General features: G+C 63.5%; 26 protein-coding genes. 11 read left to right on the top strand and 15 right to left on the bottom strand.

Features of this window, described 5'->3' with window-relative positions:
* Positions 1–53: 53 nt before the first annotated feature.
* Positions 54–353 (top strand): hypothetical protein, encoded by a 300-nt coding sequence (locus QUH67_RS18640; protein WP_300940244.1) that lies wholly within the window; start codon positions 54–56, stop codon positions 351–353.
* Here the strand turns inward: QUH67_RS18640 and QUH67_RS18635 are convergent.
* Genes QUH67_RS18635 through QUH67_RS18615 form a run of 5 tightly spaced genes read right to left on the bottom strand, consistent with a single transcriptional unit; the run spans position 324 to position 4248 of the window.
* Positions 324–1091 (bottom strand): ABC transporter permease, encoded by a 768-nt coding sequence (locus QUH67_RS18635; RefSeq protein WP_300940243.1) that lies wholly within the window; start codon positions 1089–1091, stop codon positions 324–326. The two genes, QUH67_RS18640 and QUH67_RS18635, sit on opposite strands and share 30 nt — an antisense overlap.
* The gene (locus QUH67_RS18630) at positions 1088–1864 is read right to left on the bottom strand and encodes an ABC transporter permease (RefSeq protein ID WP_300940242.1); all 777 of its coding nucleotides are present in this window, start codon (positions 1862–1864) and stop codon (positions 1088–1090) included. Before QUH67_RS18630 ends, QUH67_RS18635 begins: the two co-directional genes overlap by 4 nt.
* Positions 1861–2664: an ABC transporter ATP-binding protein gene (locus QUH67_RS18625; protein ID WP_300940241.1), complete on the bottom strand. Its 804-nt coding sequence runs from the start codon at positions 2662–2664 to the stop codon at positions 1861–1863. The genes QUH67_RS18630 and QUH67_RS18625 overlap by 4 nt, the downstream gene beginning before the upstream one ends.
* Before the next feature lie 4 nt (positions 2665–2668).
* The gene (locus QUH67_RS18620) at positions 2669–3367 is read right to left on the bottom strand and encodes a GntR family transcriptional regulator (protein WP_300940240.1); all 699 of its coding nucleotides are present in this window, start codon (positions 3365–3367) and stop codon (positions 2669–2671) included.
* An 11-nt stretch (positions 3368–3378) separates the two neighbouring features.
* Positions 3379–4248, bottom strand: a complete 870-nt coding sequence (locus tag QUH67_RS18615) for an ABC transporter substrate-binding protein (protein ID WP_320416153.1) — start codon at positions 4246–4248, stop codon at positions 3379–3381.
* Between the two features lie 158 nt (positions 4249–4406).
* Here QUH67_RS18615 and QUH67_RS18610 point away from each other — a divergent pair, with 158 nt between their 5' ends.
* Both QUH67_RS18610 and QUH67_RS18605 read left to right on the top strand, forming a co-directional pair.
* Positions 4407–5390, top strand: a complete 984-nt coding sequence (locus QUH67_RS18610; RefSeq protein ID WP_300940238.1) for a fumarylacetoacetate hydrolase family protein — start codon at positions 4407–4409, stop codon at positions 5388–5390.
* Between the two features lie 47 nt (positions 5391–5437).
* Positions 5438–6214 (top strand): cyclase family protein, encoded by a 777-nt coding sequence (locus tag QUH67_RS18605; protein ID WP_300940237.1) that lies wholly within the window; start codon positions 5438–5440, stop codon positions 6212–6214.
* 137 nt (positions 6215–6351) lie between these two features.
* Here the strand turns inward: QUH67_RS18605 and QUH67_RS18600 are convergent, their stop codons facing one another.
* Entirely contained in the window at positions 6352–6630 is a 279-nt protein-coding gene (locus tag QUH67_RS18600) for a hypothetical protein (protein WP_300940236.1), read from the bottom strand.
* A 339-nt stretch (positions 6631–6969) separates the two neighbouring features.
* On the opposite strand from QUH67_RS18600, the gene QUH67_RS18595 reads away from it, so the two are divergent.
* The gene (locus QUH67_RS18595) at positions 6970–8781 is read left to right on the top strand and encodes a carbamoyltransferase family protein (protein WP_300940235.1); all 1812 of its coding nucleotides are present in this window, start codon (positions 6970–6972) and stop codon (positions 8779–8781) included.
* Positions 8782–8796: 15 nt separating this feature from the next.
* Here the strand turns inward: QUH67_RS18595 and QUH67_RS18590 are convergent, their stop codons facing one another.
* Positions 8797–9957 (bottom strand): OpgC domain-containing protein, encoded by a 1161-nt coding sequence (locus QUH67_RS18590; RefSeq protein WP_300940234.1) that lies wholly within the window; start codon positions 9955–9957, stop codon positions 8797–8799.
* A 226-nt stretch (positions 9958–10183) separates the two neighbouring features.
* Between QUH67_RS18590 and QUH67_RS18585 the strand changes: the two genes are divergently transcribed.
* The gene (locus tag QUH67_RS18585) at positions 10184–10489 is read left to right on the top strand and encodes an ETC complex I subunit (RefSeq protein WP_300940233.1); all 306 of its coding nucleotides are present in this window, start codon (positions 10184–10186) and stop codon (positions 10487–10489) included.
* Positions 10490–10613: 124 nt separating this feature from the next.
* Here the strand turns inward: QUH67_RS18585 and QUH67_RS18580 are convergent, their stop codons facing one another.
* Together QUH67_RS18580 and QUH67_RS18575 are read right to left on the bottom strand one after the other, a co-directional pair.
* Positions 10614–11096, bottom strand: coding sequence for an Lrp/AsnC family transcriptional regulator (locus QUH67_RS18580; protein ID WP_300940232.1), 483 nt, complete (start codon positions 11094–11096; stop codon positions 10614–10616).
* Positions 11093–11761, bottom strand: a complete 669-nt coding sequence (locus QUH67_RS18575; protein WP_300940231.1) for a TetR/AcrR family transcriptional regulator — start codon at positions 11759–11761, stop codon at positions 11093–11095. Before QUH67_RS18575 ends, QUH67_RS18580 begins: the two co-directional genes overlap by 4 nt.
* Positions 11762–11935: 174 nt before the next feature.
* Between QUH67_RS18575 and QUH67_RS18570 the strand changes: the two genes are divergently transcribed.
* From QUH67_RS18570 to QUH67_RS18555, 4 genes are all read left to right on the top strand, one after another.
* Positions 11936–13108 carry an isovaleryl-CoA dehydrogenase gene (locus tag QUH67_RS18570; RefSeq protein ID WP_300940230.1) on the top strand — a complete coding sequence of 391 codons (1173 nt, stop codon included), beginning with the start codon at positions 11936–11938 and terminating at the stop codon, positions 13106–13108.
* 106 nt (positions 13109–13214) lie between these two features.
* Positions 13215–14819, top strand: a complete 1605-nt coding sequence (locus QUH67_RS18565) for a carboxyl transferase domain-containing protein (RefSeq protein WP_300940229.1) — start codon at positions 13215–13217, stop codon at positions 14817–14819.
* A gap of 14 nt (positions 14820–14833) precedes the next feature.
* On the top strand, positions 14834–16834 hold the full coding sequence (locus QUH67_RS18560) for an acetyl/propionyl/methylcrotonyl-CoA carboxylase subunit alpha (protein ID WP_300940228.1): 2001 nt from the start codon (positions 14834–14836) through the stop codon (positions 16832–16834).
* Positions 16831–17739, top strand: coding sequence for a hydroxymethylglutaryl-CoA lyase (locus tag QUH67_RS18555; RefSeq protein WP_300940227.1), 909 nt, complete (start codon positions 16831–16833; stop codon positions 17737–17739). The genes QUH67_RS18560 and QUH67_RS18555 overlap by 4 nt, the downstream gene beginning before the upstream one ends.
* Positions 17740–17744: 5 nt before the next feature.
* Here QUH67_RS18555 and QUH67_RS18550 read toward each other — a convergent pair whose 3' ends face one another.
* The 4 genes from QUH67_RS18550 to QUH67_RS18535 form a co-directional block, all read right to left on the bottom strand.
* Positions 17745–18671, bottom strand: a complete 927-nt coding sequence (locus QUH67_RS18550; RefSeq protein WP_300940226.1) for a dihydrodipicolinate synthase family protein — start codon at positions 18669–18671, stop codon at positions 17745–17747.
* A 71-nt stretch (positions 18672–18742) separates the two neighbouring features.
* Entirely contained in the window at positions 18743–19726 is a 984-nt protein-coding gene (locus QUH67_RS18545) for a TRAP transporter substrate-binding protein (RefSeq protein ID WP_300940225.1), read from the bottom strand.
* Positions 19727–19751: 25 nt separating this feature from the next.
* The gene (locus QUH67_RS18540) at positions 19752–21017 is read right to left on the bottom strand and encodes a TRAP transporter large permease (protein ID WP_300940224.1); all 1266 of its coding nucleotides are present in this window, start codon (positions 21015–21017) and stop codon (positions 19752–19754) included.
* Positions 21017–21640, bottom strand: coding sequence for a TRAP transporter small permease (locus QUH67_RS18535; protein ID WP_300940223.1), 624 nt, complete (start codon positions 21638–21640; stop codon positions 21017–21019). Before QUH67_RS18535 ends, QUH67_RS18540 begins: the two co-directional genes overlap by 1 nt.
* 181 nt (positions 21641–21821) lie before the next feature.
* Between QUH67_RS18535 and QUH67_RS18530 the strand changes: the two genes are divergently transcribed.
* Together QUH67_RS18530 and QUH67_RS18525 are read left to right on the top strand one after the other, a co-directional pair.
* On the top strand, positions 21822–22502 hold the full coding sequence (locus tag QUH67_RS18530) for a GntR family transcriptional regulator (protein WP_300940222.1): 681 nt from the start codon (positions 21822–21824) through the stop codon (positions 22500–22502).
* Between the two features lie 225 nt (positions 22503–22727).
* Entirely contained in the window at positions 22728–22961 is a 234-nt protein-coding gene (locus QUH67_RS18525; protein WP_300940221.1) for a pentapeptide MXKDX repeat protein, read from the top strand.
* 226 nt (positions 22962–23187) lie between these two features.
* On the opposite strand, the gene QUH67_RS18520 is transcribed toward QUH67_RS18525, so the two are convergent.
* Positions 23188–23541, bottom strand: a complete 354-nt coding sequence (locus QUH67_RS18520; protein ID WP_300940220.1) for a DUF6481 family protein — start codon at positions 23539–23541, stop codon at positions 23188–23190.
* 200 nt (positions 23542–23741) lie between these two features.
* Positions 23742–23957 carry a hypothetical protein gene (locus QUH67_RS18515; RefSeq protein ID WP_300940219.1) on the bottom strand — a complete coding sequence of 72 codons (216 nt, stop codon included), beginning with the start codon at positions 23955–23957 and terminating at the stop codon, positions 23742–23744.
* Between the last annotated feature and the right edge of the window lie 27 nt (positions 23958–23984).

Below are 23984 nucleotides of genomic sequence, written 5' to 3'. Positions count from 1 at the left end.
ATTCGGCGGTCGTCAAGATTGACTGAATCGGCGCGGAATGCATGCATGCGCGCATGTTATCGCGTGTGCGCAATCATTTTCAGGGAGCGAAGTTCGCCCGCATGAGCAGCGGGACGTACTGCGTCATCCGTGATCTCGGGCTGGTCAAGGGCGGCAAGGGGATGCGGCACCATGAGGTGCTGGTCACCTTCAGTCTCAAGGCCGCATGGCGGTGGGCGGCCGGCGTCAGCAAGGCGGCGGTCGCGAGCAGAAAACGCTCGGGCTGGCTTCGGGGCATTCCCGAAAGCATGTCGGAGAATGCTTCACAAGCCGTCGCCGCCCCGTCAGCGCTGCGCCGCCTGCCACGCCAATAGCCGGCTCTCGGCCATCGACATCGCCACCGACGTCACATAACCGGTGACGCCGAGCAGGATCACGCCGGCGAACAGATCGGCCGAGCGGAATGCGCGGGCTGACAGCAGCACCCAGTGGCCGAGCCCGTCGAGGCCGGCGAGGATTTCGCAGACCACCGACAGGATCAGCGCCACCGTCAGGCTGAGCCGCATGCCGGCGAGGATGTCGGGGCTGGCAGAGGGCAGCGCGATCTTGAAGATCACCGAAAGGCGCGACATCTGCAGCGAGCGCGCCACCTCGTAGAGACGCGGCTCGACCGCTGCAAAGCCGTGAATGGTGGCCAGCATGATCGGCCAGATCGCGCCGAAGGCGATCACGAACAGCGCCATCGCCTGCGTCAGCCCGAGCATGGCGATCGCGACTGGAATGATCGCTGAGACCGGCAGCGGCCGCAGAAACTCCAGCGACGGCGCGACATAGGCCCGCATCGTGCGCGACGAGCCGATGATGGCGCCGATGGCGATGCCGGCGATGGAAGCCGCGAGCCAGCCATAGGCCATGTGTTCGAGCGTGCCGGCGAGCTTGCTCCAGAGGTCGCCGGAGGAAAATCCGCGCACCAGCGCCGCCCAGGCGCGGTCCGGCCCCGGCAGATACACCTGCGAGACGAGTTTAAGATTGGCGATCAATTGCCACAGCCCGACGAAGCCGGCGGCGACTGCAAAACTTGCCACGCGCCAGAGAATGACGGCCCGCTTCATCTGCCGTCTCCGCTCAGCGCGGCGCGGCCGAACAGCCGGCTCTGGGCCACGGTCAGCAGCGTGTTCAGCGCGTAGCCGATGATGCCGATCCAGACCAGATAGGCCAGCATCAGGTCGGCGCGTAGCGCCTGCTGCGCCAGCATGATGCCGGCGCCGAGGCCGAGCGGGTTGATCGCGATCTCGACGGTGACGGCGACGATCAGCGCGATGCCGGCCGACAGGCGGAAGGCGACGAAGATGCGCGGCAGCGCCGCCGGGATGATGATCTTCCAGACCCGCTGCAGCGGCGGCAGGCGCAGCGCCCGCGCTACTTCCATCAGCCGCGGCTCGATGCTGCGCACCGCGGCGCGCGACAGGATCAGGATCGGCCAGACGCAGGCGAAGGCGACGATCGCGATTTCCATGCGGTAGCCGAAGCCGAGCGCGATCAGCGCGATCGGTAGCAGCGCGATCGAGGGGATCGGGCGGATCGCCTCGACGGTCACTTCCATCAGGCGGTTGAGCGGTTCGAAAATGCCGAAGGCGATGCCGAGTGCCAGTCCGACGACGGTTCCGATTGCCAACCCCGCGAACGCAGAAAACAGCGTGTCGCGGGTCGCCGCCAGAATCGAGAAATCGGCAAAGGCACCGAACAGCGCCATCACGATCGCGCTCGGTGGCGCCAGGCTGTCGCTTTGCAGATCGATGGCGCGCGCCCAGACCTCGAACGCGATCAGCACCGCCAGCGGCAGCGCCAGCGCCTTGGCCGAATCCCTGGCCGAATTGGCGTTCACTGCTCGGTCGCCTTGATGAAGTCGAACAATTGCCGGCGCAGCCGCAAAAATTCCGGATGCTCGCGGGTCGACAATTGATCGCGCGGGCGCGGCAGGTTGACGGAAAGTTCGATGCCGATCCGCCCGGGATGCGGCAGCAAGCCGATCACGCGATCGCCGAGATAGATCGCTTCGTCGAGGTCGTGGGTCACGAAGATGACGGTGGCGCCGCTGGCGGCCACCAGCGACAGCACCTCGTCCTGCAGGCCCTGCCGCGTCATGGCGTCCAGCGCGCCGAACGGCTCGTCCATCAAAAGCGTCTTCGGCTCCTGCGCCAGGCAGCGGGCGATCTGCAGGCGCTGCTGCATGCCGCCGGACATTTCGGACGGATATTTGCCGGCGTGGCCGGGCAGGCCGACGGTGCGCAGCAATTCGTCGATGCGGGCAGGGCGCTCGGCCTTCGGCATGCCACCTGCTTCCAGCGCCAGCGAGACGTTGCCGGCCGCGGTGCGCCAGGGCAGCAGCGCCTTGCCGTAATCCTGAAACACGATCGCGATCTCGCGGCGCGGCTCGCCCATCGGCTGGCCGTCGAAACTCACTTTGCCGCTGGTCGGCTGGTAGAGACCGGCCGCCAGCCGCAGCGCCGTGGTCTTGCCACACCCGGAGGCGCCGACGATGCAGAGGAATTCGCCGGGCCGGACGCCGAGGCTCAAGTTCTCGATGATGGTCTTGCCGCCGAGTTGCAGCGTGACCGCGTCGAACGCGACTTGCGGTTTGGCCTCGCCGGATATGGTTTCGAGGCGCTTTGCGGCGCTTGCCATGATGTCAGCTCTCGCTGCCTGAGGGGTAGACGAAATCCATGGTCGAGCGCAGGTGCGCCGTCAGCATCGCCTGCGAGCCCTGAACGTCGCGCGCCATCACGCGCTCGGCGAGCAACTGGTGGGCACGGACGAATTTTTTGCCGCTGTCGAAGGAGCGCATCATCACCCGGCGATAGCGGTAGGCCTGGTCGTAAAGATCGGAATGGGCCGCCAGCAGCCGCTTGGAGCCGCAGCCCGCCAGCAGCGCGGTGTGAAAGCCCTTGTGCAGCCGGTCGAAGTCCTCCGCGCCCTCGCGAAATGCATCGCCGGTGCGCTCGATGTGGCGGCGCATCTGGTGCAGGGCGCTGACGATGCCGGCCTCCCAGGCGTCGTCGCCATGGGCGATCGCGAGCCGGATCGCCTCGACCTCGATCGCGGTACGCATGGTGGTGATGTCGAGCAGATCCTCGCGGCTGATGTCGGCGACGCGAAATCCGCGCTGCCCGATCCCGACAATGAGCCCGCGCGACATCAGCCGTGACAGGCCCTCGCGCAGCGGCGTGGCGCCGATCTCGTAGCGCTGAACGAGGTCGACGATGCCGAGCCGCGATCCCGGCGCCAGATGGCCGGCCAGAATATCCTGCTCGAGCAGCATGGCCGCCCGCTCGCTCAGTGTGGCGGCCTCAGCCGCCGGTCGGCCCGGTTGGCGCTCGGACGCCGGCATGTCGTGATCCTCTATTTCAGCACCAGCTTCGAGGTGTCGAGCTTGGACTGCAGCATCTTCTGCGTCGACATCACCTCGATCCACCAGGCGAGCTGTTCGGGCTTCAGCACCGGCTCGGAGCGGTTCGGCGGCGTCGCCTTGACCAGTTCGATTGGCTGCTTGGTGAACTTTGAAATGGAGTTCGAGGCCTTCTCGCGGTCGTTGTTGACGATGACCGCGGATTCGGCGAGCGCGTCGCGGAATTTCTTGATCGCAACGGCGTTCTTGTCAGCCCATTCACGCGACGCCGCGTAGAAGATGATGGGATCGGTGCGCGCCAGTTCGACCGCGTAGCGCGCGCCGACCGAGCCGAGGCCCGCATTGGTCATGCGGGTCACGAACGGCTCGGCGGTCAGCACGGCATCGACGCCGCCGGACTTGATGATATCGGACATGGTCGGGAAGGTGACCTCGACGAAATTGACGCCCTTGGGGTCGACGCCCTTCTCCACCAGCCATTTCACGAACAGCACATGCAGGAAGGCATTCAGGCCGGGCGCGCCGACTTTCTTGCCGACAAAGTCCTTCGGCTCCTTGATGGTGATGCCGTTGCGGACGAAGGCGGTAATGTTGCCGTTCGAGGTCGGGCTCATGACGGAGGCGCCGGCGATCGCGACGAGGTCGAGGCCGCCGTCGACCGCCTGCAGGAACACCGTCGAGGTCGGTCCTCCGATCTGGATCGAGTTTGACAGGATCGCAGCCGGAATATTCGAGTTGATGCCGATCGGCGTCATCTCGACCTCGAGCCCGTGCTTTTTGAAAATGCCTTCGTCGATAGCCACCATGGCCGACGCGCAATCGGAGGTCGCCGTACAGCCGACCTGAATCTTGGCTTGCGCCATGGCGGACCCGGTCAGCGTCAGACTGATGGCAAGGGCGGCAAGGACCTGTTTCACGACATTCTCCCCGTGCAAGACATTCTCCCCATGGCACATTTTTCTGTCTTGTTTATCGATATTTTTTTTGATCATATATTTCATCTGAAAACAAGGGGTGTCCAGTGAAACTCGCAACGTTCAAATCCGGCGGACAGGAAAAGATCGGAATCGTGCATTCGGGCGATACGCGCCTGTTCGACCTCGCCGCCGCCGCGCAGACAGACGGCAGCGCCAACCCGGCCTTCGTTTCGATGCTGGCCTTGATCGACGCCGGCGACGCCGCGCTCGATCAGGCGGCGAAAATCTTCGACAAGCATGGCAAGGACGAGAAGCTGTCGGTGGCGGTGAGCGGGGCGGAGATTCTCGCACCGGTGCCGGAGCCGCGGCAGATGCGCGACGGCATGTCGTTCCCGCTGCACATCCTGCAGGCCCCGCGCGGGCAGCTCAAGCTCGCCGCGCGCGCCAAGGGCGACATGGCCGAGCTGGCGCGGATCGACGCCGAGCCGCTCGGTGAATTGCCGGAGGTCTACCGCAAGCAGCCGATCTACTACATCACCAACCGCTTTTCCGTGCGCGGCACCAACACCACGGTGAAGTGGCCGCGTTACAGCCAGGTGATGGATTACGAACTGGAGTTCGGCATCATCACCAAGAACAAGGGCGCCAACATCTCCGCCGCCAAGGCCAAAGACCACATCTTCGGCTACACGATCTTCAACGACTTTTCCGCGCGCGACGCCCAGCGCATCGAAATGGAAGGGCGGCTCGGGCCGGCGAAGGGCAAGAGCTTTGACGGCGGCAACGTGATGGGGCCGTGGATCGTGACGCCGGACGAGATCGGCGATCCCTACAAGTTGAAGATGGAAGCCCGCGTCAACGGCGAGTCACGATGCCAGGGGATCAGCGACGGCATGCTATTCTCGTTCGAGGAGATCATCGCTCACGTCACCAAGGACGAAACCTTGATGCCCGGCGAGTTCATCGGCTCCGGCACCGTCGGTAATGGCTGCGGGCTCGAACTCGGCTGGTATCTCGAACATGGCGACAGCATCGAGCTCGAAGTCGAGAAGATCGGCGTTTTGAAGAACCGGGTCGAGCGGCAATAGCCGCTTCCGCGACGCTATCAAACAAGAACATCCAGCGAGGAAACGCCATGGCGCGCAAACTGATCGATATTTCCGTTCCCCTGCAAAACGACGTGCCGGCCGATCCGCCCGGCGGGCATCCGACGATTCAGTACATCGATCACCAGCAGGGCCTGCCGCGGATGCTGCAGTTCTTCGACGGGCTGAAGGCCGAGGATTTGCCGGACGGGCAGGGCTGGGCGGTGGAGCAGGTGCAGCTCTCCACCCATAACGGCACGCATCTCGACGCACCCTGGCACTTTCATCCCACCATGAACCGCGGCGAGCGCTCATGGACCATCGACGAGGTGCCGCTGGAATGGTGTTTTCAGCCGGGCGTCAAACTCGACTTCCGGCATTTTGCCGACGGCTATGTCGCGACCGCCAAGGATGTCGAGGACGAACTCAAGCGGATCGGCCACACGCTGTCGCCGCTGGAGATCGTCGTGGTCAACACGGCCGCCGGCATCAAATACGGCCGACAGGATTACGTTACCTCCGGCTGCGGCATGGGCTACGAGGCGACGATGTATCTGCTGGAGCGCGGCGTGCGGCTGACCGGCATCGACGGCTGGAGCTGGGACGCGCCGTTCGTCTACACCGCCAAGAAATATGCCGAGACCAAGGACGCCAGCCTGATCTGGGAGGGCCACAAGGCCGGCCGCCACATCGGCTATTGCCACATCGAGAAGCTTCACAACCTCGAGCAGTTGCCGTCGACCGGATTCATGGTGTCGTGCTTCCCGGTGAAGATCGAGCGCGCCTCGGCCGGCTGGACGCGGGCGGTGGCGATACTCGACGGGTGAAGGTTTTGGAAGCTGACTCCGCGGCTGGCAAGCCAGCGGCGAACGCGCCGTTCATTTGCTGCGGCCAAAGAAAAAGCGCACCGGTTGCCCGGTGCGCTTGAACTTCGGTTTCGATCGACGCGTCGATCGAAGCTATGTCACCACCTGCAGACGCGAACGCCGTAGGGGTTCCACCAGCAGCGCGGACCAGGGCGCACATAGACCGGGCCGCCGTAGTATCCATATCCACGGCCACGATAGAAACCACGACCACCGCCGCGATAGAAGCCACGACCGCCGCGGTAACCGCGTCCGCCACGCGCCTGCGCCGACGTGGTCGTTCCGCCGACCAGAATGGCAGAGGTGCTGGCCACGTAGACGAACAACAAAGCCAGCGCTGCCAGGCCGCGGGTCAGGATATTGTAGCGTTTTGCCATTCGGAATCTCCGGGTCACTTCGAGAGGCATCTGCACTTCGGGACTATCTCACTTAGACGCGCGAGACGGCATTCGGTTCAGATGGCTAAGACGATATTTTTACTAAGGTTCTTTCGAGCTGCCGGGACTTTATTGAGAAGGGCAGGTAAGGTCAAGTTCGAGCCATTCTACAAGGGGTTTTCGCGCGTTGCACCGTTCATGTTTCTGAATGCATGATGAACACTGTGATGGTGCGCTGCAGAATTCTGAAAGTGGCTACGGCAACGCCACGCCATCAACTTGATCTCGACACGATTTCCATTTTTCCAGCGTACGATCACCTCGCCTCAACGAGAACCCATGCCCAAGAAACACACCTACGTCCTCGGCCTGAATACCTATGACCACGATGTCAGCGCTTGCCTGCTGCGCGACGGCGCCATCGCGTTTGCGATCGCCAAGGAACGGATCACGCGGGCCAAGCATGCGTCGGGCTTCTACAAGGAAGTGATCGACTACTGCCTCGACGCCGAGGGCATCACGCTCGACGACGTCGATCTGGTCGTGCGCAATTGCTACATCCTGCCGGTTCAGGAGATGGAAGAGCGGCTGGTCTATTTCGACGCGCCGGGCTTTCTTCCCGAATTCGAACGCGGCGACGCGGCCCAGCATCCGCTGTATCTGTCGCACAATGACAAGGTGATCACGATCTCGCATCACCTCGCGCACGCCTACAGCGCTTTCGCGGTTTCGCCGTTCGAGGATGGCGTCGTGATGATCGTCGACGGCGTCGGCAGCTATCGCTCCGATGTGATGGAAGCGTTTCCCGCCAGCGATACTGCAACGCCGCTCGCGCGCGAGTCGGAGAGCTACTACAAGTTCAGCGGCACAAATCTGGAATGCCTGAAGAAGGTCTGGATGGAGCCGGATCGCGGGTTCCTCAGCGACGAATTCTACAACATGCCAGGCCTCGGCGCGCTCTACAGCCGCGCCTCGACCTACATCTTCGGCGACTGGAACAAGTGCGGCGAACTGATGGGGCTGGCGCCTTACGGCCGGCGCGACCAGGTCAAGCCTCTGCTCGAAATGAAAGACGGCGAGTTGCGCGTGCCGCACTGGACCGCCGATTTCAAGCAGCCCTATGTGTTCGAGCCGGGCAAAGATTGGGAGAAGAGCCCGGCGATGCGGCACTGGGAGGATTTCGCCTGGCGCACGCAGGATGATACCGAAAACGTGCTGCTGGCGCGCGCCCGCTGGCTGCGCGAGACGACCGGCGCAAAAAACCTCTGCATGGCCGGCGGCGTGGCGCTGAACTGCGTCGCGAACGGGCGGGTGGCCCGCGAGGCCGGTTTTGAAAACGTCTGGATCCAGCCCGCGGCCGGCGACGACGGTATTGCGATCGGCTGCGCCTATTACGGCTGGCTCGAGATCCTGAAGCAGCGCCGCGACTTCGTGATGGATCATTCCTATGTCGGCAGGCGGTACAGCGATCAGGAAGCCGCCGCGGAACTGCAGAAATTCCTGGTGCGCATCCAGGTCGATGCCGTCAAGAGCGACAATGTCTGCCGCGACACCGCAAAGCTGCTCGCCGATCAAAAGGTAATCGGGTGGTTTCAGGACCGCTCCGAATTCGGGCCGCGCGCGCTCGGCAATCGCAGCCTGATCGCGGACCCGCGCAAGCCTGAAATGAAGGACATCCTCAACAGCCGCGTCAAGCACCGGCAGGCGTTCCGCCCGTTCGCGCCCATCGTACTGGCCGAGCGGATGAAGGAAATCTTCGAGGGTGACGAGGATTCACCGTTCATGCTGATCGCGAAGCCGGTTCGCCCCGAATGGCGCGAAAAAATTCCGGCGATCGTGCATGTCGACGGCACCGCGCGGGTACAGACCGTGCGCGAGGCGACCAATCCGATGCTCTATCGCCTCCTGAAGGAGTTCGAGGCGCTGACCGGCGTTCCCGTGCTGATCAACACCTCGTTCAACATCAAGGGCGAGCCGATCGTGGAAACGCCGCAGGATGCCGTGAACTGCTTCCTGACCACGGGCGTCGATCATCTGGTGATTCACGATACGATCGTGTCGAAGACCGCGATGCACAAGGTGGTCGCGCCGCTGGTCAACATCGCGGCCGACGTGCGGACGCTGGTGGCATCGACCGCGCAGCCGGCTTGACACCGGCTGTGCGCATCAGCCCGGCGTCGCCGGCGTGGCTTTCGGCGGCGTCGGTTTGAGCGGCTTGTCCTGCCGCTTCGACCAGGAGATGTAGTAGGCCACGACGGTCATGATCGCGATGCCGGTCACGCTGACGAAGATCTGCGCGAGCAGCGAGCCCGAGCTCATCGATAGTTGGAAGTGCCCGACGAACGACAGAAACACGCCGACGCAGAACACAGCGAGCGACTGCTGGCCACAGACCACCAGCGGATCAAAAATCTTCCACTCCAGGCCCGGCCATTCCTTCGGCACGAAGCGGATGACCAGGATCACGATCGCGACGAAGTGCAGGAAGCGGTAGGGCGCCAGGTTGGTCTTGTCGTTCGGGTTGAACGTCGCATACAGCCACTGCGGGAACAGGTCGCCGAAGGCCGTGAATTTGCCGGCCATGGTCATGATCAGCGAGAAGACCAGATAGGCGACGCACAGATAGATCGTGGCGGGCGCGTTGATGATGTGGAGGTTCTTACGGGCGCCGCCGAGCGCGCACCAGGCGCCGAAGACGAACAGCACCTGCCAGGCGAACGGGTTGAAGTACCACGTCCCCTGCGGGTAGGCGGGCAGGTTCCAGCCGGTCTGCCGCGACACCAGCCACAGCACGATGGCGGCGATCATGGTCCAGTTGGGCTGGCGCAGCATGATCCACAGCACCGGCGGGAACAGTCCCATCAGCACGATATAGAGCGGCAGCACGTCGAGATTGACCGGCTTGAACTTCAGGAACAGGCCCTGCCGCAGCGTTTCCGTTGCGTTGTCGACGAGGCCGGCCACGTTGAAGTCGTTGACCAGTTGGGAGTCGCCAAAACGCAATGCGAGATAGCTGATCGAGGCGATGTAGATCACGAACAGGATGATGTGGGCGACATAGAGCTGCCAGACCCGCTTGGTCAGCCGCGTGGCGCCGACGATGAAGCCGCGCTCCAGCATCATCCGGGCATAGACAAAGGAAGCGGTGTAGCCGGAAATGAAGACGAAAAGGTCGGCGGCGTCGGAAAACCCGTAGTTACGGGTGGTGATCCAGTTCACGACGTTGTCGGGGATGTGGTCCAGGTAGATCGCCCAGTTGGCGACCCCGCGAAACAGGTCCAGCCGGAGGTCGCGTCCTTTGTCGGGCAGGGTGGCGTTGATTTTCATGGCTGCCGTGTCGGGGTGATGGTTTGGGGAGAATGGCGCCGCCGATTCCTGGCCCGCCACTGGCTGGCTCAAGATTGTCACAGTACGGCATAATGACTATACCAATACGGAAATGGTACATCCGAGTTTCTGGAATCACCACGATTCCTGAAAGGTGTATCTATACTATCCCGGCGGTTTCCACCAACGGCTACCATGTCGCATTCGCTCGAGGACCTAACCATCCATGACCGCTCGCATTTTCAAGCCCGCCAAGAACGCGATGCAATCCGGCCGGGCGAAGACCCGGGAATGGCAGCTCGACTATGAACCCGAGCAGCCACGGGCGGTCGAGCCGCTGATGGGCTGGACCTCGTCCGGCGACATGAAGCAGCAGCTCACCCTGCATTTCGACACCAGGGAAGACGCGGTTGCCTATTGCGAGCGCAAGGGCATTGCCTACCAGGTGATCGAGCCCAAGGATTCGGTGCAGCGGCAGGTCGCCTACGCCGACAATTTTGCCTTCAAGCGGGCCGAACCTTGGACGCATTGAGCCTCTGAGCGGAGGGATATGCCTGCCGTCATGGCCGGGCTTGTCCCGGCCATCCACGTCTTGCCTGGTTGCCGCACCGAAGACGCGGATGTCCGGCACAAGGCCGGGCATGACGGATCCGCGATTATTGTGCCGGGGCGGGCGGGATCGGCAGCGGCGCGTCCTTGGCGACGCCGAGCACCGGAAACGTCCTGATGTTGCGCACTTCGGGCATCGCGGAAAACTGCAGAAGCTGCTGGTGCATGCCCTCGACGTTTCGCGCGACGCATTTGAGCAGATAGTCGGCATCGCCCGAAATGCGCCAGCTCTGCAGCACCAGCGGCACGGTGGCGATGGATTTCTCGAACGCCTGCAGCGGGGCCTGGGCCTGGCTCTGCAACTGAATCAGGACAAAGGAAATCACCTCGTAGCCGAGGCGGGTTTCGTCGAGGGTCGCCCTGATGGCGCTGACATAGCCGCGTTCGCGTAAAGCGCGCACCCGCCGCCGGCAGGGCGGCTCCGACAGGCCGACCCGCTCCGCGAGCTCATTGTTGCGGATGCGGCCATCCCGCTGCAGCTCGGACAGGATTTTGAGGTCGATGTCGTCGAGGGGCGGGCGTTCCGTCATCGGCGCGCCAGCCTGCCGCGCGTGGGCGCCCTCGGGGCAGGGGCGCGCCCGGCTTGAGCCCGCCTGGGTGTTGCGGTTGGCGCGACGCTCGACAGCACCAGCTTTTCGTGGGCGGCGACGATGGCTTCCTTGGTCAGCCGCCCGCCGGGCCGGTACCAGGCGGTGAGTCCGGTCAACAGCGCCAGGATAGCGAATGTCGCGACCTGGATGTCGACGACTTCGAACTCACCTTCCGCAACGCCCTCACTGAGGATTTCCGCAAGCCGCCGCTCATAGGCGCCGCGCAGGGCGACGATGGCTTCGTAGTTCCTCGGCTCGAGGCTGCGCAGCTCGGAATTGGCGATGAAGACCTCGCGCTTGCGGGTCATGTGGTAGGTGACATGGAACGCGGTGAAGGCGCGCAGTCTGTCGACCGGCCGCTGTTTGCCCTGCAGCGCGCGATCGAGCTGGCGTAACAGTTCGTTGATGTGATCGCGGATAAGCTCGAACAGCAATTCCTGCTTGGTCGAGATGTGGTTGTAGAGCGAGCCCGACTGGATCCCGACCTCGGCGGCGAGCTGGCGCAGGCTCATGGCGGCGTAGCCGTGTTCGAAGATCAGGCGCAGTCCGGCTTTGCGGATCGACTCCATCGTCTTCGGGCCGTGTGAGCCGATCGTTCGCGCCATGAAGCCTCTGAGGTATGACCCTCGTAGAAACGAGCGGTCGATTGTATAATCCTGGCACGAAAGCACAGGTATTTCAATCTCATGGAGCGATCATTTGTGCCATCTCAGGTTCCACTTGCGGCTGAGTTAAAAAAACGTATGATCGTTTAATTCAAGTGCGATGGCGGGGGAACGATGGCTGCGAACAGGGCGCTGCTGCTCAACTTCGATCTCGGCGAGACCGCGGATGCGATTCGCGAGACGGTGCATTCGTTTTCGCAGAACGAGATCGCGCCGCGCGCCGCCGAAATCGACCGCAGCAATCAATTCCCGCGCGACCTCTGGCCCAAGATGGGCGCGCTCGGCCTGCACGGCATCACCGTCGAGGAGGAGTATGGCGGGACGGGCCTCGGCTATCTCGAGCACTGCATTGCAGTGGAGGAGATGTCGCGGGCTTCTGCCGCGGTCGGGTTGTCCTATGGCGCCCATTCCAACCTCTGCGTCAACCAGATCCGACGCAACGGCAATGAAGCACAGAAGCGCAAATACCTGCCAAAGCTCATTTCGGGCGAACATGTCGGCGCGCTGGCGATGTCAGAGCCCGGCGCAGGTTCGGACGTGGTGTCGATGAAGACCCGCGCCGACAGGAAGGGCGATCGCTTCGTGCTGAACGGCAACAAGATGTGGATCACCAACGGTCCGGTCGCCGATACGCTGGTGGTCTACGCCAAGACCGACCTCAACGCCGGTCCGCGCGGCATGACCGCCTTCATCATCGAAAAGGGCATGAAAGGGTTTTCCACGGCGCAAAAGCTCGACAAGCTCGGCATGCGCGGCTCCGACACCTGCGAATTGCTGTTCGAGGATTGCGAGGTGCCGGAGGAGAACGTGCTCAGCGAAGTCGGCCGCGGCGTCAACGTCCTAATGTCCGGCCTCGACTATGAGCGCGCGGTGCTGGCGGCGGGCCCGATCGGCATCATGCAGGCCTGCATGGACGTGGTGCTGCCTTACGTGCACGAGCGAAAACAGTTCGGCCAGCCGATCGGCACCTTTCAATTGGTGCAGGGCAAGGTCGCCGACATGTACACCACGATGAACGCCTCGCGCGCCTATGTGTATGCCGTCGCAAAAGCCTGCGACCGCGGCGAGACCACGCGCGAGGACGCGGCCGGCGCGATTCTCTACGCAGCGGAAAAAGCCACCCAATGCGCGCTCGATGCCATCCAGCTGCTGGGCGGCAACGGCTACATCAACGACTATCCGACCGGGCGGCTGCTGCGCGACGCCAAGCTTTATGAAATCGGCGCCGGCACCAGTGAAATCCGCCGCATGCTGATCGGCCGGGAACTGTTCGAAAAGACAGCCTGAACTTCACATCGGGGCCAGGATGGTACAGGCTGGCGTCCCGTATGGGCCGCCCCGACCGTCCTGAAGCCATCCTCCGGGTCCTCCAGCATCCAAAGAAATGCCGACCATGCCGCTTCATTCCACCATCGCCCCCGCGTCCTCCGAGTTTGCCCGCAACGCCGACGTGATGCGCAGCCTGGTCGCGGAGCTTCGCGAAAAACTTAAGGTCGTGTCCGGCGGCGGCGGCGAGGTCTCGCGCAAGCGGCATACGTCGCGGGGCAAGATGCTGGCGCGCGAACGCGTCGACCTGCTGGTCGATCCCGGGACTGCCTTCCTCGAATTGTCGCCGCTGGCGGCCCATGGCCTCTATGGCGGCGATGTCCATTCCGCCAGCGTCATTACCGGCGTCGGGCGCATTTCCGGCCGCGAATGTGTCATCGTCGCCAACGACGCCACCATCAAGGGCGGCACCTACTATCCCATGACCGTGAAGAAGCATCTGCGCGCCCAGGACATCGCGCGGCAGAACAATCTGCCCTGCGTCTACATGGTCGATTCCGGCGGCGCCTTCCTGCCGATGCAGGACGAGATCTTTCCCGACGAGCGGCATTTCGGCCGCATCTTCTACAACCAGGCGCAGATGTCCGCGCAGGGCATTCCGCAGATCGCGATCGTGATGGGTTCCTGCACCGCCGGCGGCGCTTACGTGCCGGCGATGTCGGACGAGAGCATCATTGTGCGCAACCAGGGCACCATCTTCCTCGGCGGCCCGCCGCTGGTGAAGGCCGCGACCGGCGAGGTGGTGACGGCGGAAGAACTCGGCGGCGCCGACGTGCATTCGCGGCAATCCGGCGTCACCGATCATTATGCGCAGAACGACGCCCATGCGATCGGGATCGCGCGGCGGATCGTTGCGACGCTGAAACAGCCGACGCGCGCCAATCTGAACATGCGTGAGCCCCGCGAGCCGCTGTTTCCGGCGGAGGAAATCTATGGCGTGGTCTCGGCCGATGGCCGAAAGCCGTTCGACGTGCATGACATCATCGCCCGGGTGGTCGATGGCTCCGAGTTCGACGAGTTCAAGAAACTCTATGGTACCACACTGATCTGCGGCTTTGCGCATATCTGGGGCTATCCGGTGGGCATCATCGCCAATAACGGCATCCTGTTCAGCGAGAGCTCGCTGAAGGGCGCGCACTTCATCGAACTATGCTGCCAGCGCAATATCCCGCTGGTGTTTTTGCAGAACATCACCGGCTTCATGGTCGGCAAGAAATACGAGGCCGGCGGCATCGCGCGCGACGGCGCCAAGCTGGTGACGGCGGTGGCGACCGCCGGGGTGCCGAAGTTCACCGTCGTAATCGGCGGTTCCTACGGCGCCGGCAATTACGGCATGAGCGGCCGGGCGTACTCGCCGCGGTTCCTGTGGATGTGGCCCAATGCGCGCATCTCGGTGATGGGCGGCGAACAGGCGTCCATGGTGCTGAGCCAGGTCCGCCGCGACAATATCGAGGCCAAGGGCGAGAGCTGGCCGGCTGAGGAAGAAGACAAGTTCCGCGCACCCATTCGCGCGCAGTATGAACACCAGGGCAGCCCCTATTACGCAACGGCGCGGTTGTGGGACGACGGCGTGATCGACCCGGCCGATACGCGGCTGGTGCTGGGTCTCGGATTGTCGGCGTCGGCGAATGCGCCGATCGAACCGACGAAATTCGGCCTGTTCAGGATGTGATGCAGGAAACGATGATGGACCGCGCAAAACTTTACCGGCGTTTTCGCACGCTGCTGATCGCCAACCGGGGCGAGATCGCCTGCCGCGTTATCCGCTCCGCCCGCGCCATGGGCCTGCGCACCGTGGCGGTTTATTCCGAAGCCGACCGCGACGCGATGCATGTCGCGATGGCGGATGAGGCGGTGCTGCTGGGGCCGGCGCGGGCGCGGGACAGCTATCTCAACATCGAACGCGTCATCGATGCTGCGAAGAAGACCGGTGCCGAGGCCGTCCACCCCGGTTACGGGTTTCTGTCCGAAAATGCCGCGTTCGCGCAGGCCTGCCTGGATGCCGGCCTGGTGTTCGTCGGTCCCACCGCCGAGATGATGACGGCAATGGGCTCGAAGTCGGGCTCCAAGGCGCTGATGGAAAAGGCCGGCGTCCCTCTGGTGCCGGGCTACCACGGCGAGGCACAGGACGAGGCGACGCTCGCGAAAGCCGCCGACAGGATCGGCTTCCCCGTGCTGGTAAAGGCGTCCGCCGGCGGCGGCGGGCGCGGCATGCGCGCGGTCAATTCGGCCGGCGAGCTTTCAGCGGCGATCGTCAGCGCCAAGCGCGAGGCCAAGGCGGCGTTCGGCGACGACCGCATGCTGATCGAAAAGTTCGTGCAAAACCCGCGTCACATCGAGGTGCAGATCATCGGCGACAGCCATGGCAATCTGCTCTCGCTCTGGGAACGTGAATGCACCTTGCAGCGGCGGCACCAGAAGGTGATCGAGGAGGCGCCGTCGCCGACGCTGGACGCCACGCAGCGCGAAGCCGTCTGTGCCGCTGCGCGCAAGGCCGCCGCCGCCGTAAGCTATGTCGGCGCCGGCACCATCGAGTTCGTCTCCGACGGCAAGGACGTGTTCTTCATCGAGATGAACACCCGCCTGCAGGTCGAACATCCCGTGACCGAGCTGATCACCGGCGTCGATCTGGTCGAATGGCAGTTGCGGGTGGCGTTCGGCGAAAAACTGCCGATGGGGCAGGACGAGATCAAGCTGCACGGCCATGCCATCGAGGCGCGGGTCTACGCCGAAAATCCGCAGAAGAACTTCATGCCGTCCGTGGGCCGGATCAAGACCTGGCGCACGCCGGATGCCGTCGACGGCCTGCGGATCGACGCCGGCTATCGCGGCGGCGATGCGGTGTCGCCGTACTACGACGCCATGCTGGCCAAAGTGATCGCCTGGGCGCCGACCCGCCAGGCCGCGATCGAGCGGCTCAACCGCGGGCTGGAAGAAACCGACGTCCGCGGCATCGTCACCAATATCCCGTTCCTGTCGGCGCTCATCACGCATCCGAACGTGCGCGCCAATACCATCGACACCGGCTTCATCGAGCGGGAGCTGAAGAAGCTGACGGAATCATCCGGCGAGGCCGGCGATCTCGAGCTTTGCGCCGCGGTCGCGGCGATCGTCGACGGCGAGCAGAAATCCGCTCCCAAGGACTCGCCGTGGCAGACGTTTGGCTGGATGCCGGTCGGCAGGCGGCAGCGGGTGTTCTCGTTCCGTCAGGGACAGGGCGCCGAGCACAAGGTGACGCTGCACTATGGCTCCGGGCCGATGACGCTCTCGATCGGCAAGCACGACTTCGTCGTCGCGATCTCGCCGGTGAATGATGGCAGCTTCGATCTGACGATCGACGGCATGAAATCGCGCGTCACCGCCGTGATCGAGGGCCACGAGCTTTACTTGCGCACCCGCAACGGCCGCTTCGATCTGCACTGGATCGATCCATTCGGTGGCGAGACCGAGGAACAGGTCGGCGAGGACAAGATCGTGGCGCCGCTGCCGGGCACCGTGGTCGCGCTGCTGGCCGAGGAGGGCGCAACGCTGGAAAAGGGTGCGGCGATCCTCACGCTGGAAGTGATGAAGATGGAGCAGACGCTGCGCGCGCCGTTCGCAGGTGTATTGAAGAAGATCAAGTGCAAGGTCGGCGATATCGTCGGTGAAGGCGTCGAACTGGCCGAAATCGAGCCGGCGGCATCATGAGCGACCGTGTCCACATCGTCGAGGTCGGCCCGCGCGACGGGCTGCAGAATGAGAAGACCCCGATCAGCGTCGCCGACCGGATCGTTTTCGTCGAGGCGTTAATCGATGCCGGGGTCACATCGGTCGAGGTCGGCGCGTTCGTGTCGCCCAAGGCGATCCCGCAAATGGTCGGATCGGCCGAGGTGCTGCGCGGCGTCAGCCATCACAGGGATTGCGAACTGCCGGTGCTGGTGCCGAACGAGAAAGGTTACGAGGCCTCGCAGGCTGCCGGCGCCAAACTGATCGCGATATTCGCGGCGGCATCGGAGAGTTTTTCGCGCGCCAATATCAATTGCTCGATTGCGGAATCGATTGAGCGGTTCAAGCCGGTGCTCGCCCGTGCCAAGGCCGATGGCGTGCGGGTGCGCGGCTACATTTCGACCGTGCTCGGTTGTCCCTATGAGGGCGAGATCAAGCTGCAGGCGGTGGTCGATGTCGCAAAGGTCCTGTGGGATCTCGGTTGCTACGAAGTCTCGCTCGGCGACACCATTGGCGTCGGTACGCCGCTGAAGGCGCGGCAATTGCTGCGTGCGGTCGCTGGTCATGTGCCGATGGCCAAGCTGGCGATGCATTTCCACGACACCTATGGGCAGGCGCTCGCCAATCTCTACGCCGGGATGGAAGAGGGCTGCCGCGTGATCGATTCCGCCGCCGGCGGGCTCGGCGGCTGCCCCTACGCCCCCGGCGCGACCGGCAACGTCGCGACGGAGGACGTGGTCTACATGCTCGAAGGCATGGGCATTGCGACCGGCGTCGACATGACAAAACTGGTGGCCGCGACCAATGTCGTGAGCGGGCTGATCGGCCGTCCGCCGGTCAGCCGCGTCGCGGCGGCGTTGAATGCGAAGGCGCGGGCGGCGAAGTAGGCGGCCTACGCCGCCTTCAGTCCGACGCTCGGCAACACCGGCCGGTTCTTCAGCGCTTTCGCCATCATCGCTTCGACCTCGGCCTTCTCGTGTGGCAGCAGCGCCAGCCGTGGCGGGCGGGTCAGGGCGGAGCCGCGGCCCATGATGTGCTCGCACAGCTTGATGCACTGGACGAGGTCCGGACGGGCATCGAGGTGCAGCAGCGGCATGAACCATTCGTAGAGCGGCATCGCCTCGGCGTAGCGACCCGCTCTGGCGAGGCGGAACAGCGTCTCGCCCTCGCGCGGGAAGGCGTTCGACATGCCGGAGACCCAGCCCACCGCGCCCATCGCCACGCTTTCGACAATGACGTCGTCGAGGCCGGCGAACAGCACAAAACGATCGCCGACCATGTTGCGGGTGTCGATGAAGCGGCGCGTATCGCCTGAGGAATCCTTGAAGCATACGACGGTTTCGACATCGGCAAGCGTCGCGAGAATGTCCGGCGTCACATCGTTTTTGTAGATCGGCGGATTGTTGTAGAGCATCACGGGCAGGTCGGTCGCGGTGGCAACCGCGCGGAAGTGTGCGGCGGTCTCATGCGGTTTTGATGAATAGACCAGCGCCGGCATCACCATCACGCCGTCGATGCCGACACGCGCGGCTTCTTTCGCGGTCTCGACGGCGAATGCGGTGGTGAACTCGGCAATGCCGCACAGGACGGGCACGCGGCCGGCGGCGACCGACTTCGCCGTCTCCATGATGGCGATCTTTTCCTTGCGCTCGAGCGAGGTGTTCTCGCCGACCGACCCGCAGACGATCAATCCCGAAACGCCGTCGCGGATCAGGCCGTCCATGACCTTGGCGGTGGCATCGATATTGAGCGACAGATCGTCATTGAATTGGGTGGTGACGGCCGGGAAGACGCCTTCCCAGGAAATGCGTGGGCTCATTGGTGCTCCGATTGGGATTGGCCGGCGGATCTGATCGATCCGCCGGATTTGATTGGAAGAAGGAGGGAGGATCAGAGCGTCGCGCCGACCTTGCGCAGCTCGGCGAGGACGGGGGCCTTCGGCAGCCAGATCTTGTCGAACTCGGCGATGACAGCCTCGGTATCCTTGACGTCGACCTGACGGATCGGGATCGGCGCGCTCTTGAAATTCTCGATCAGCTTTGGCTCGTTGCCAGCAAGCTCGTCGATCTGGGCATCGAGCGTGGATTTGACGGTCTTGGTGATCAACTCGCGGTCGGCGGCCGGCAACGATTGCCAGACGCGGCCGGAAACCACCGCCGCCATCGGCATGAAGACGGCGTTCATCTGCAGGATGACCTTTGAGACCTTGTCGAAACGCTGGTTCCAGGAGAACTCGAGATCCGCCTCGAGGCCGTCGACCTGGCCGTTGGCCATGGCGTCGAACACCTGCGGCGTCGGGATCGGCGTCGGTGCCGCGCCCAGCGACGAATAGAAATCGCGATAGACCGGCGTCGGGTTGATGCGCAGCTTCATGCCCTTGATGTCGGCCAGGCTCGTCAGGTCCTTTGACGAGAACACGGCGCGCATACCGGTGATGCCCCAGCCCAGCCCGATCGTTCCGGTTTCCTGCGGCAGCACCTCGAACAGCTTGATCGCCGCGGGATGGCGAACGAATTTGGCGACCGCCGGCGTCGAACGCACGATGTAGGGCGCGTTGATCGCCGCGATATGCGGCACGCGCGAACCGAGCTCGGCGGCCTGGATGAAGCCCATGTCGAGCGCGCCAGACTGCAATTGCTGCATCATCGCCGGCTCGTTGCCGAGCTGGCCGGAGTGAAACACCGTCATGGTCAGGCGGCCGTTGGTCGCCGCCTTGAGATCGTCGCCGAGTTTCAGCGCCGCCTTGTTCCAGGAATGGCCGTTGGGCGTGATCAGGCCAAGGCGAAACTCCTTGGCCTGCGCCAGCGCCAACGACGGCGCAAACAGTGGCACGGCCGCGCTGGCGGCGAGGAAGCGGCGACGGGAAAGCGACATGCGTGAACTCCTTTAGGATTTGAACCTATTTGATGAGGACGAGAGAAAGCGACGGATAGAGCGAGAGCAGCACCAAGAGGACGCAGGAGACGACGAACAGCGGCAGCGTCACGAGGAACATCTTTCCCGGCTTGGCGCCGGTGACGGCAGCCGCGACGAAGAAGCAGAGGCCGACCGGAGGAGACAGCAGTCCGAGCACCAGATTGATCACGACGACCACGCCGAAATGGCGCGGATCGATGTGATAGATGTCAGTGGCAACCGGCAGCAGGATCGGGACCGTCATGATCAGGCCGGGAATGCCGTCGATGACGGTGCCGATGACGAGCAGGATCACGTTGCAGATCAGCATGAAGCTGACCGGATCCTTGGCGACCGTCTGGATCCAGGCGGCGGTCTCCTGCGGGACTTTTCCGAAGATGAGGACCCAGGAGAATACGGCGGCGGCAGCGACCAGGAACAGCACGATGGCCGAGTAGATTCCCGCGCGCAGCATCATCTGCGGCAGTTGCGAGAACTCGAACTCCCTGGTCCAGTATTTTCCGACCAGCGCCGCCGCCACCGCGCCGATGGCTGCGGACTCTGTCGCGTTGGCCAGCCCGCCGAGGATGCTGCCCACGATCACGATGGGGATCAGCAGCGTCGGCGACGTCCGCAGGATGGTCCCCACGCGCTGCCGCGGGGTCTGATAATCGGCCTTGGGATAATTGTAGACGTATCCCATCAGGGCGATGACGACGCAGAACATCGCCGTGAGGATCACGCCCGGCACGATGCCGGCAATGAGCATGTCGCTGACGGACACCTGCGCCAGCACGCTGTAAACGACGAACATGACCGATGGCGGGATGATCGGCCCGAGCATGCCGCCATAGGCGGTGAGCCCCGCCGCAAAGGTCTTGTCATAGCCCTTCTTCTCCATCTCGGGGACCATGATCTGCGCCATGATCGCGACCTGCGCGGTCGCAGATCCCAGGATGGAGGAGATGAACATGTTGGCGAGGATGTTGACGTAGGCGAGGCCGCCTTTCAGCGAGCCGACAAAGGCCATCGCCATATCGACGATGCGCCGGGTAATGCCGCCGCCATTCATGATCTCGCCGATCAGGATGAAGAGCGGGATGGCGATCAGGCCATAGCTGTCGACGCCGCCGAACAGCTGCAGCGGATAGGACTGGAACAGGACGGGATTGCCCGACGCGACGATATAGATGAGGCCCGCGAGGCAAAGACAAAGCCCGATCGGCACCCCGACCAGCATGATTGCGATGAAGGCAGCCGAGGTGATCACTAGTTGACCCCGTCGAGCTCGGAGAGCTGAAAGCCTTTTGGCGGCGTGCGCGGGACCAGTTCGAGGTCTTCCAGCAGGTTGGCGAGGCCATGGACGGTCATCGACACCGCGAAGATCGGGAGCGTCAGGTAGACGACCCAGGTCGGCCAGTTCAGCGTCTGCGTGCGTTCGGTGTAGAGGAAGTTGAAGGTTTCGGCGGCGAGCTTGCGCCCGTCGAAGCCGGCGCGGGCAAGGCCGACCGGGTCCATCCAGAGCACGCAGGTCGCGATCAGGGCGACACCGAACAGCACGACCATGCCGGTGGCGATGATCTTGGCCGCCTTCTGACTGCGCGCCGAAAGGCGCTCGGTCATCATGGTGACCGCGAAGTCGAGCCGCAGCCGCGTCATGGCGGAGGCGCCGATGAACGTCAGCCAGACCACGCAGTAAACAGCGGATTCATCGATCCAGTAGATCGGAAAATGCGAGTAGCGCGTGACGACGTTGATCAGGATCAGGGCCGTCAGAAGATACATCAGCCCCATCAAAGCAAGGCGCTCGCATGCCAGCAGCGCGCTGGAGGCGCCGACAACGATCCGTCGGGCGCTGAAAGCCGGCGCGTCCGGAACCGTCTGCTCGATCATTGAAAGACCCCCGCTGCCCCTGAGATTTAGCGTGCGTTTCAGAAATGTATAATTTATACAATCGTGTCAAACGCAAATTCTGGGCAGAATCCGCCCCAGACTGCTTTTGTCAGGGCAGGCGCTCTTTCGACGTGCAAAACTTGCTCTCTTCGCCTGGAGCGGTGAGATGACGGAAGCTGGAATGAAAGTCCCTCTCAAGCACCGGACCTTGTCGGCTGCGATCGTCGACCAGCTGAGGCAGTCGATCCTCGACGGGACCTATCCGGCCGGATCCCAACTGCGGCAGGACGCCTTGGGCGAGGCCTACGGCGTCAGCCGCATTCCGGTGCGCGAGGCGCTGTTTCAGCTGGAAGCCGAAGGGCTGGTGCGTATCGTTCCGCAAAAGGGCGCCATCGTCTCCGAGCTCTCGCTCGACGAAATCAACGACGTGTTCGATCTGCGCGGGATTCTGGAGCCGCGGTTGTTGGCGCAATCGGCGCCGCATTTCACGGACGAAGACTTTGCCGGGCTGGCTGACATCCAGAAGCGCTTCGAGAAGGCGATCAAAGCGGGCAATGTCAGCGAGTGGGGGCAACTCAATGCTGACTTCCATATGGCGTTGTACGTTCGCGCACGGCGGCCGCGTACCAGGGCGATCGTCATCGCATTGCTGCAGACCAGTGACCGCTATACGCGCTTGCAGCTCTCCAACACCAAGACGATGGGAACGGCCGAAAAAGAGCACGCCCATTTGATCGCGTTGTGCCGGGCCCGGCAGATCGACGAGGCCTGCCGGTTTCTGGCGCAGCATATCGAGGCGGTGCGGACCGACCTGCTGCAGGTCGTCGGCGGCGGCTCGATCGCGGCGCAAGCACGGCTTTAAAGGCGGGGCCGCGCGCTCCCGGGAAGACTAGCCCATCATCGGCTGCACCAATCGCGAAGCGTTTACGCGGGGGAACGAAACTCCAACCGTCCTCCATTGGCGTTCAACTATCCGTGACAATGCCGGAACGTGGAGGCTGGCCGGTAACAAACACGGTCACCGCATCGTCGTTGGAGGAAGCGGCGGATGTCGCTTTCGAGAAACCAACCCAAAGGACCAGACCCCATGACCACGACCCGTATCGGCCTCAGCCTGTCTGCCGCCCTCGTTTCGCTCGGCCTTGCGTTCGCGCCAGCTGCTTTCGCTCAGGACAAGATGGGCAAGGACGACGGAATGAAGAAGGATTCGATGTCCAAGGATTCGATGTCCAAGGACGCGATGAAGAAGGATGACGGCATGAAGAAGGACGGCATGATGAAAGACGGCATGAAAAAAGACGACGGCATGAAAAAGAACTGAGCCGCGCCGTCATTCGCTGCCGGCAAGCGCGTAGCGTTGCGCAAAGGCAGCGACGATTGAACCAGGGTCCCCGGTTTTTGGGTCCCGCAGGTTTTGCGATTTCCGGATGCGGCATCACGTACGCATCCGGAGATCTGGTGCTGATGTACCGGCCCGCAATGCCGGGACGCTTGAAATCGGGCTGAATGGATCCCGGCGAGAGGCAGCGGTGCGCCCGCTCCCTTGCTTACTTCTTCTTGCCCTTGCCTTTGCGGGCAGCGTAACGGGCATCGCGCTTGGCCTTCTGCTCGGCCTCCAGCGCCGCCAGCCTGGCGGCTTCTTCTTCCTTTTCACGCGCGACCCGGGCAGCCTCCGCCGCGGCGGCCTCGGCCTCGAGACGCTTCTGCTCGGCCTTTGCGGCTTCCTTGGCCTCTCGCGCCTTGGCGCGGGCGGCGGCCTGGGCCTCGCGCTCGGCCTGACGGCGCTGCACTTCGGGATCGTCGAGTCCCGGCTTGGCGCGAAACTTGTTCAAAATGTCCTGCCGCGCCTGCATCGCGGCCTTCTGGCGATCCGCAAAGCTCGGTTCCTTGAATCCGCTCATAAAAAGGCCTTGTCGCTTTCTCTATGGGGTTTGCGCGCGCCACGGGCGCGGGATGGGGCCTAAGTAAGTGAACCCGGGACAAAACGCCAGCGTCGAAATGGGCCGGCAGAGCAGGGGAGACTTGCGTGACCGGAAAAACAGCCCCTTGGGGGGCAGGGCCTCGTCCGGGGCGCAGCCGTTTCGGGAAGTGACGCGCTGTCCTAGAACTGATCGCTACGGCCACCGGGGCCGAGAACACGCGCCACCGTCATCACCGTTATCGCGATCCGGTCCGCGGCGCGCTGCGCCTCCAACCTGTCGCGCGCATTTTCCCTGATCATGATCTCGATCAGTTCGAGCCGCTTAGGCTCGTCGACGGCTTCCGCCAGCAGTTTCTTGTACCTGACGTAGTCATAGCCCGTTCCCTGCTCATCCATCGCACGCCCCGCCCACGCGCTCACCCC

It is taken from the genome of Bradyrhizobium roseum, assembly GCF_030413175.1.
Taxonomy (GTDB): Bacteria; Pseudomonadota; Alphaproteobacteria; order Rhizobiales; family Xanthobacteraceae; genus Bradyrhizobium; species Bradyrhizobium roseum.
This window is presented reverse-complemented; position numbering and strand designations above follow the sequence as displayed.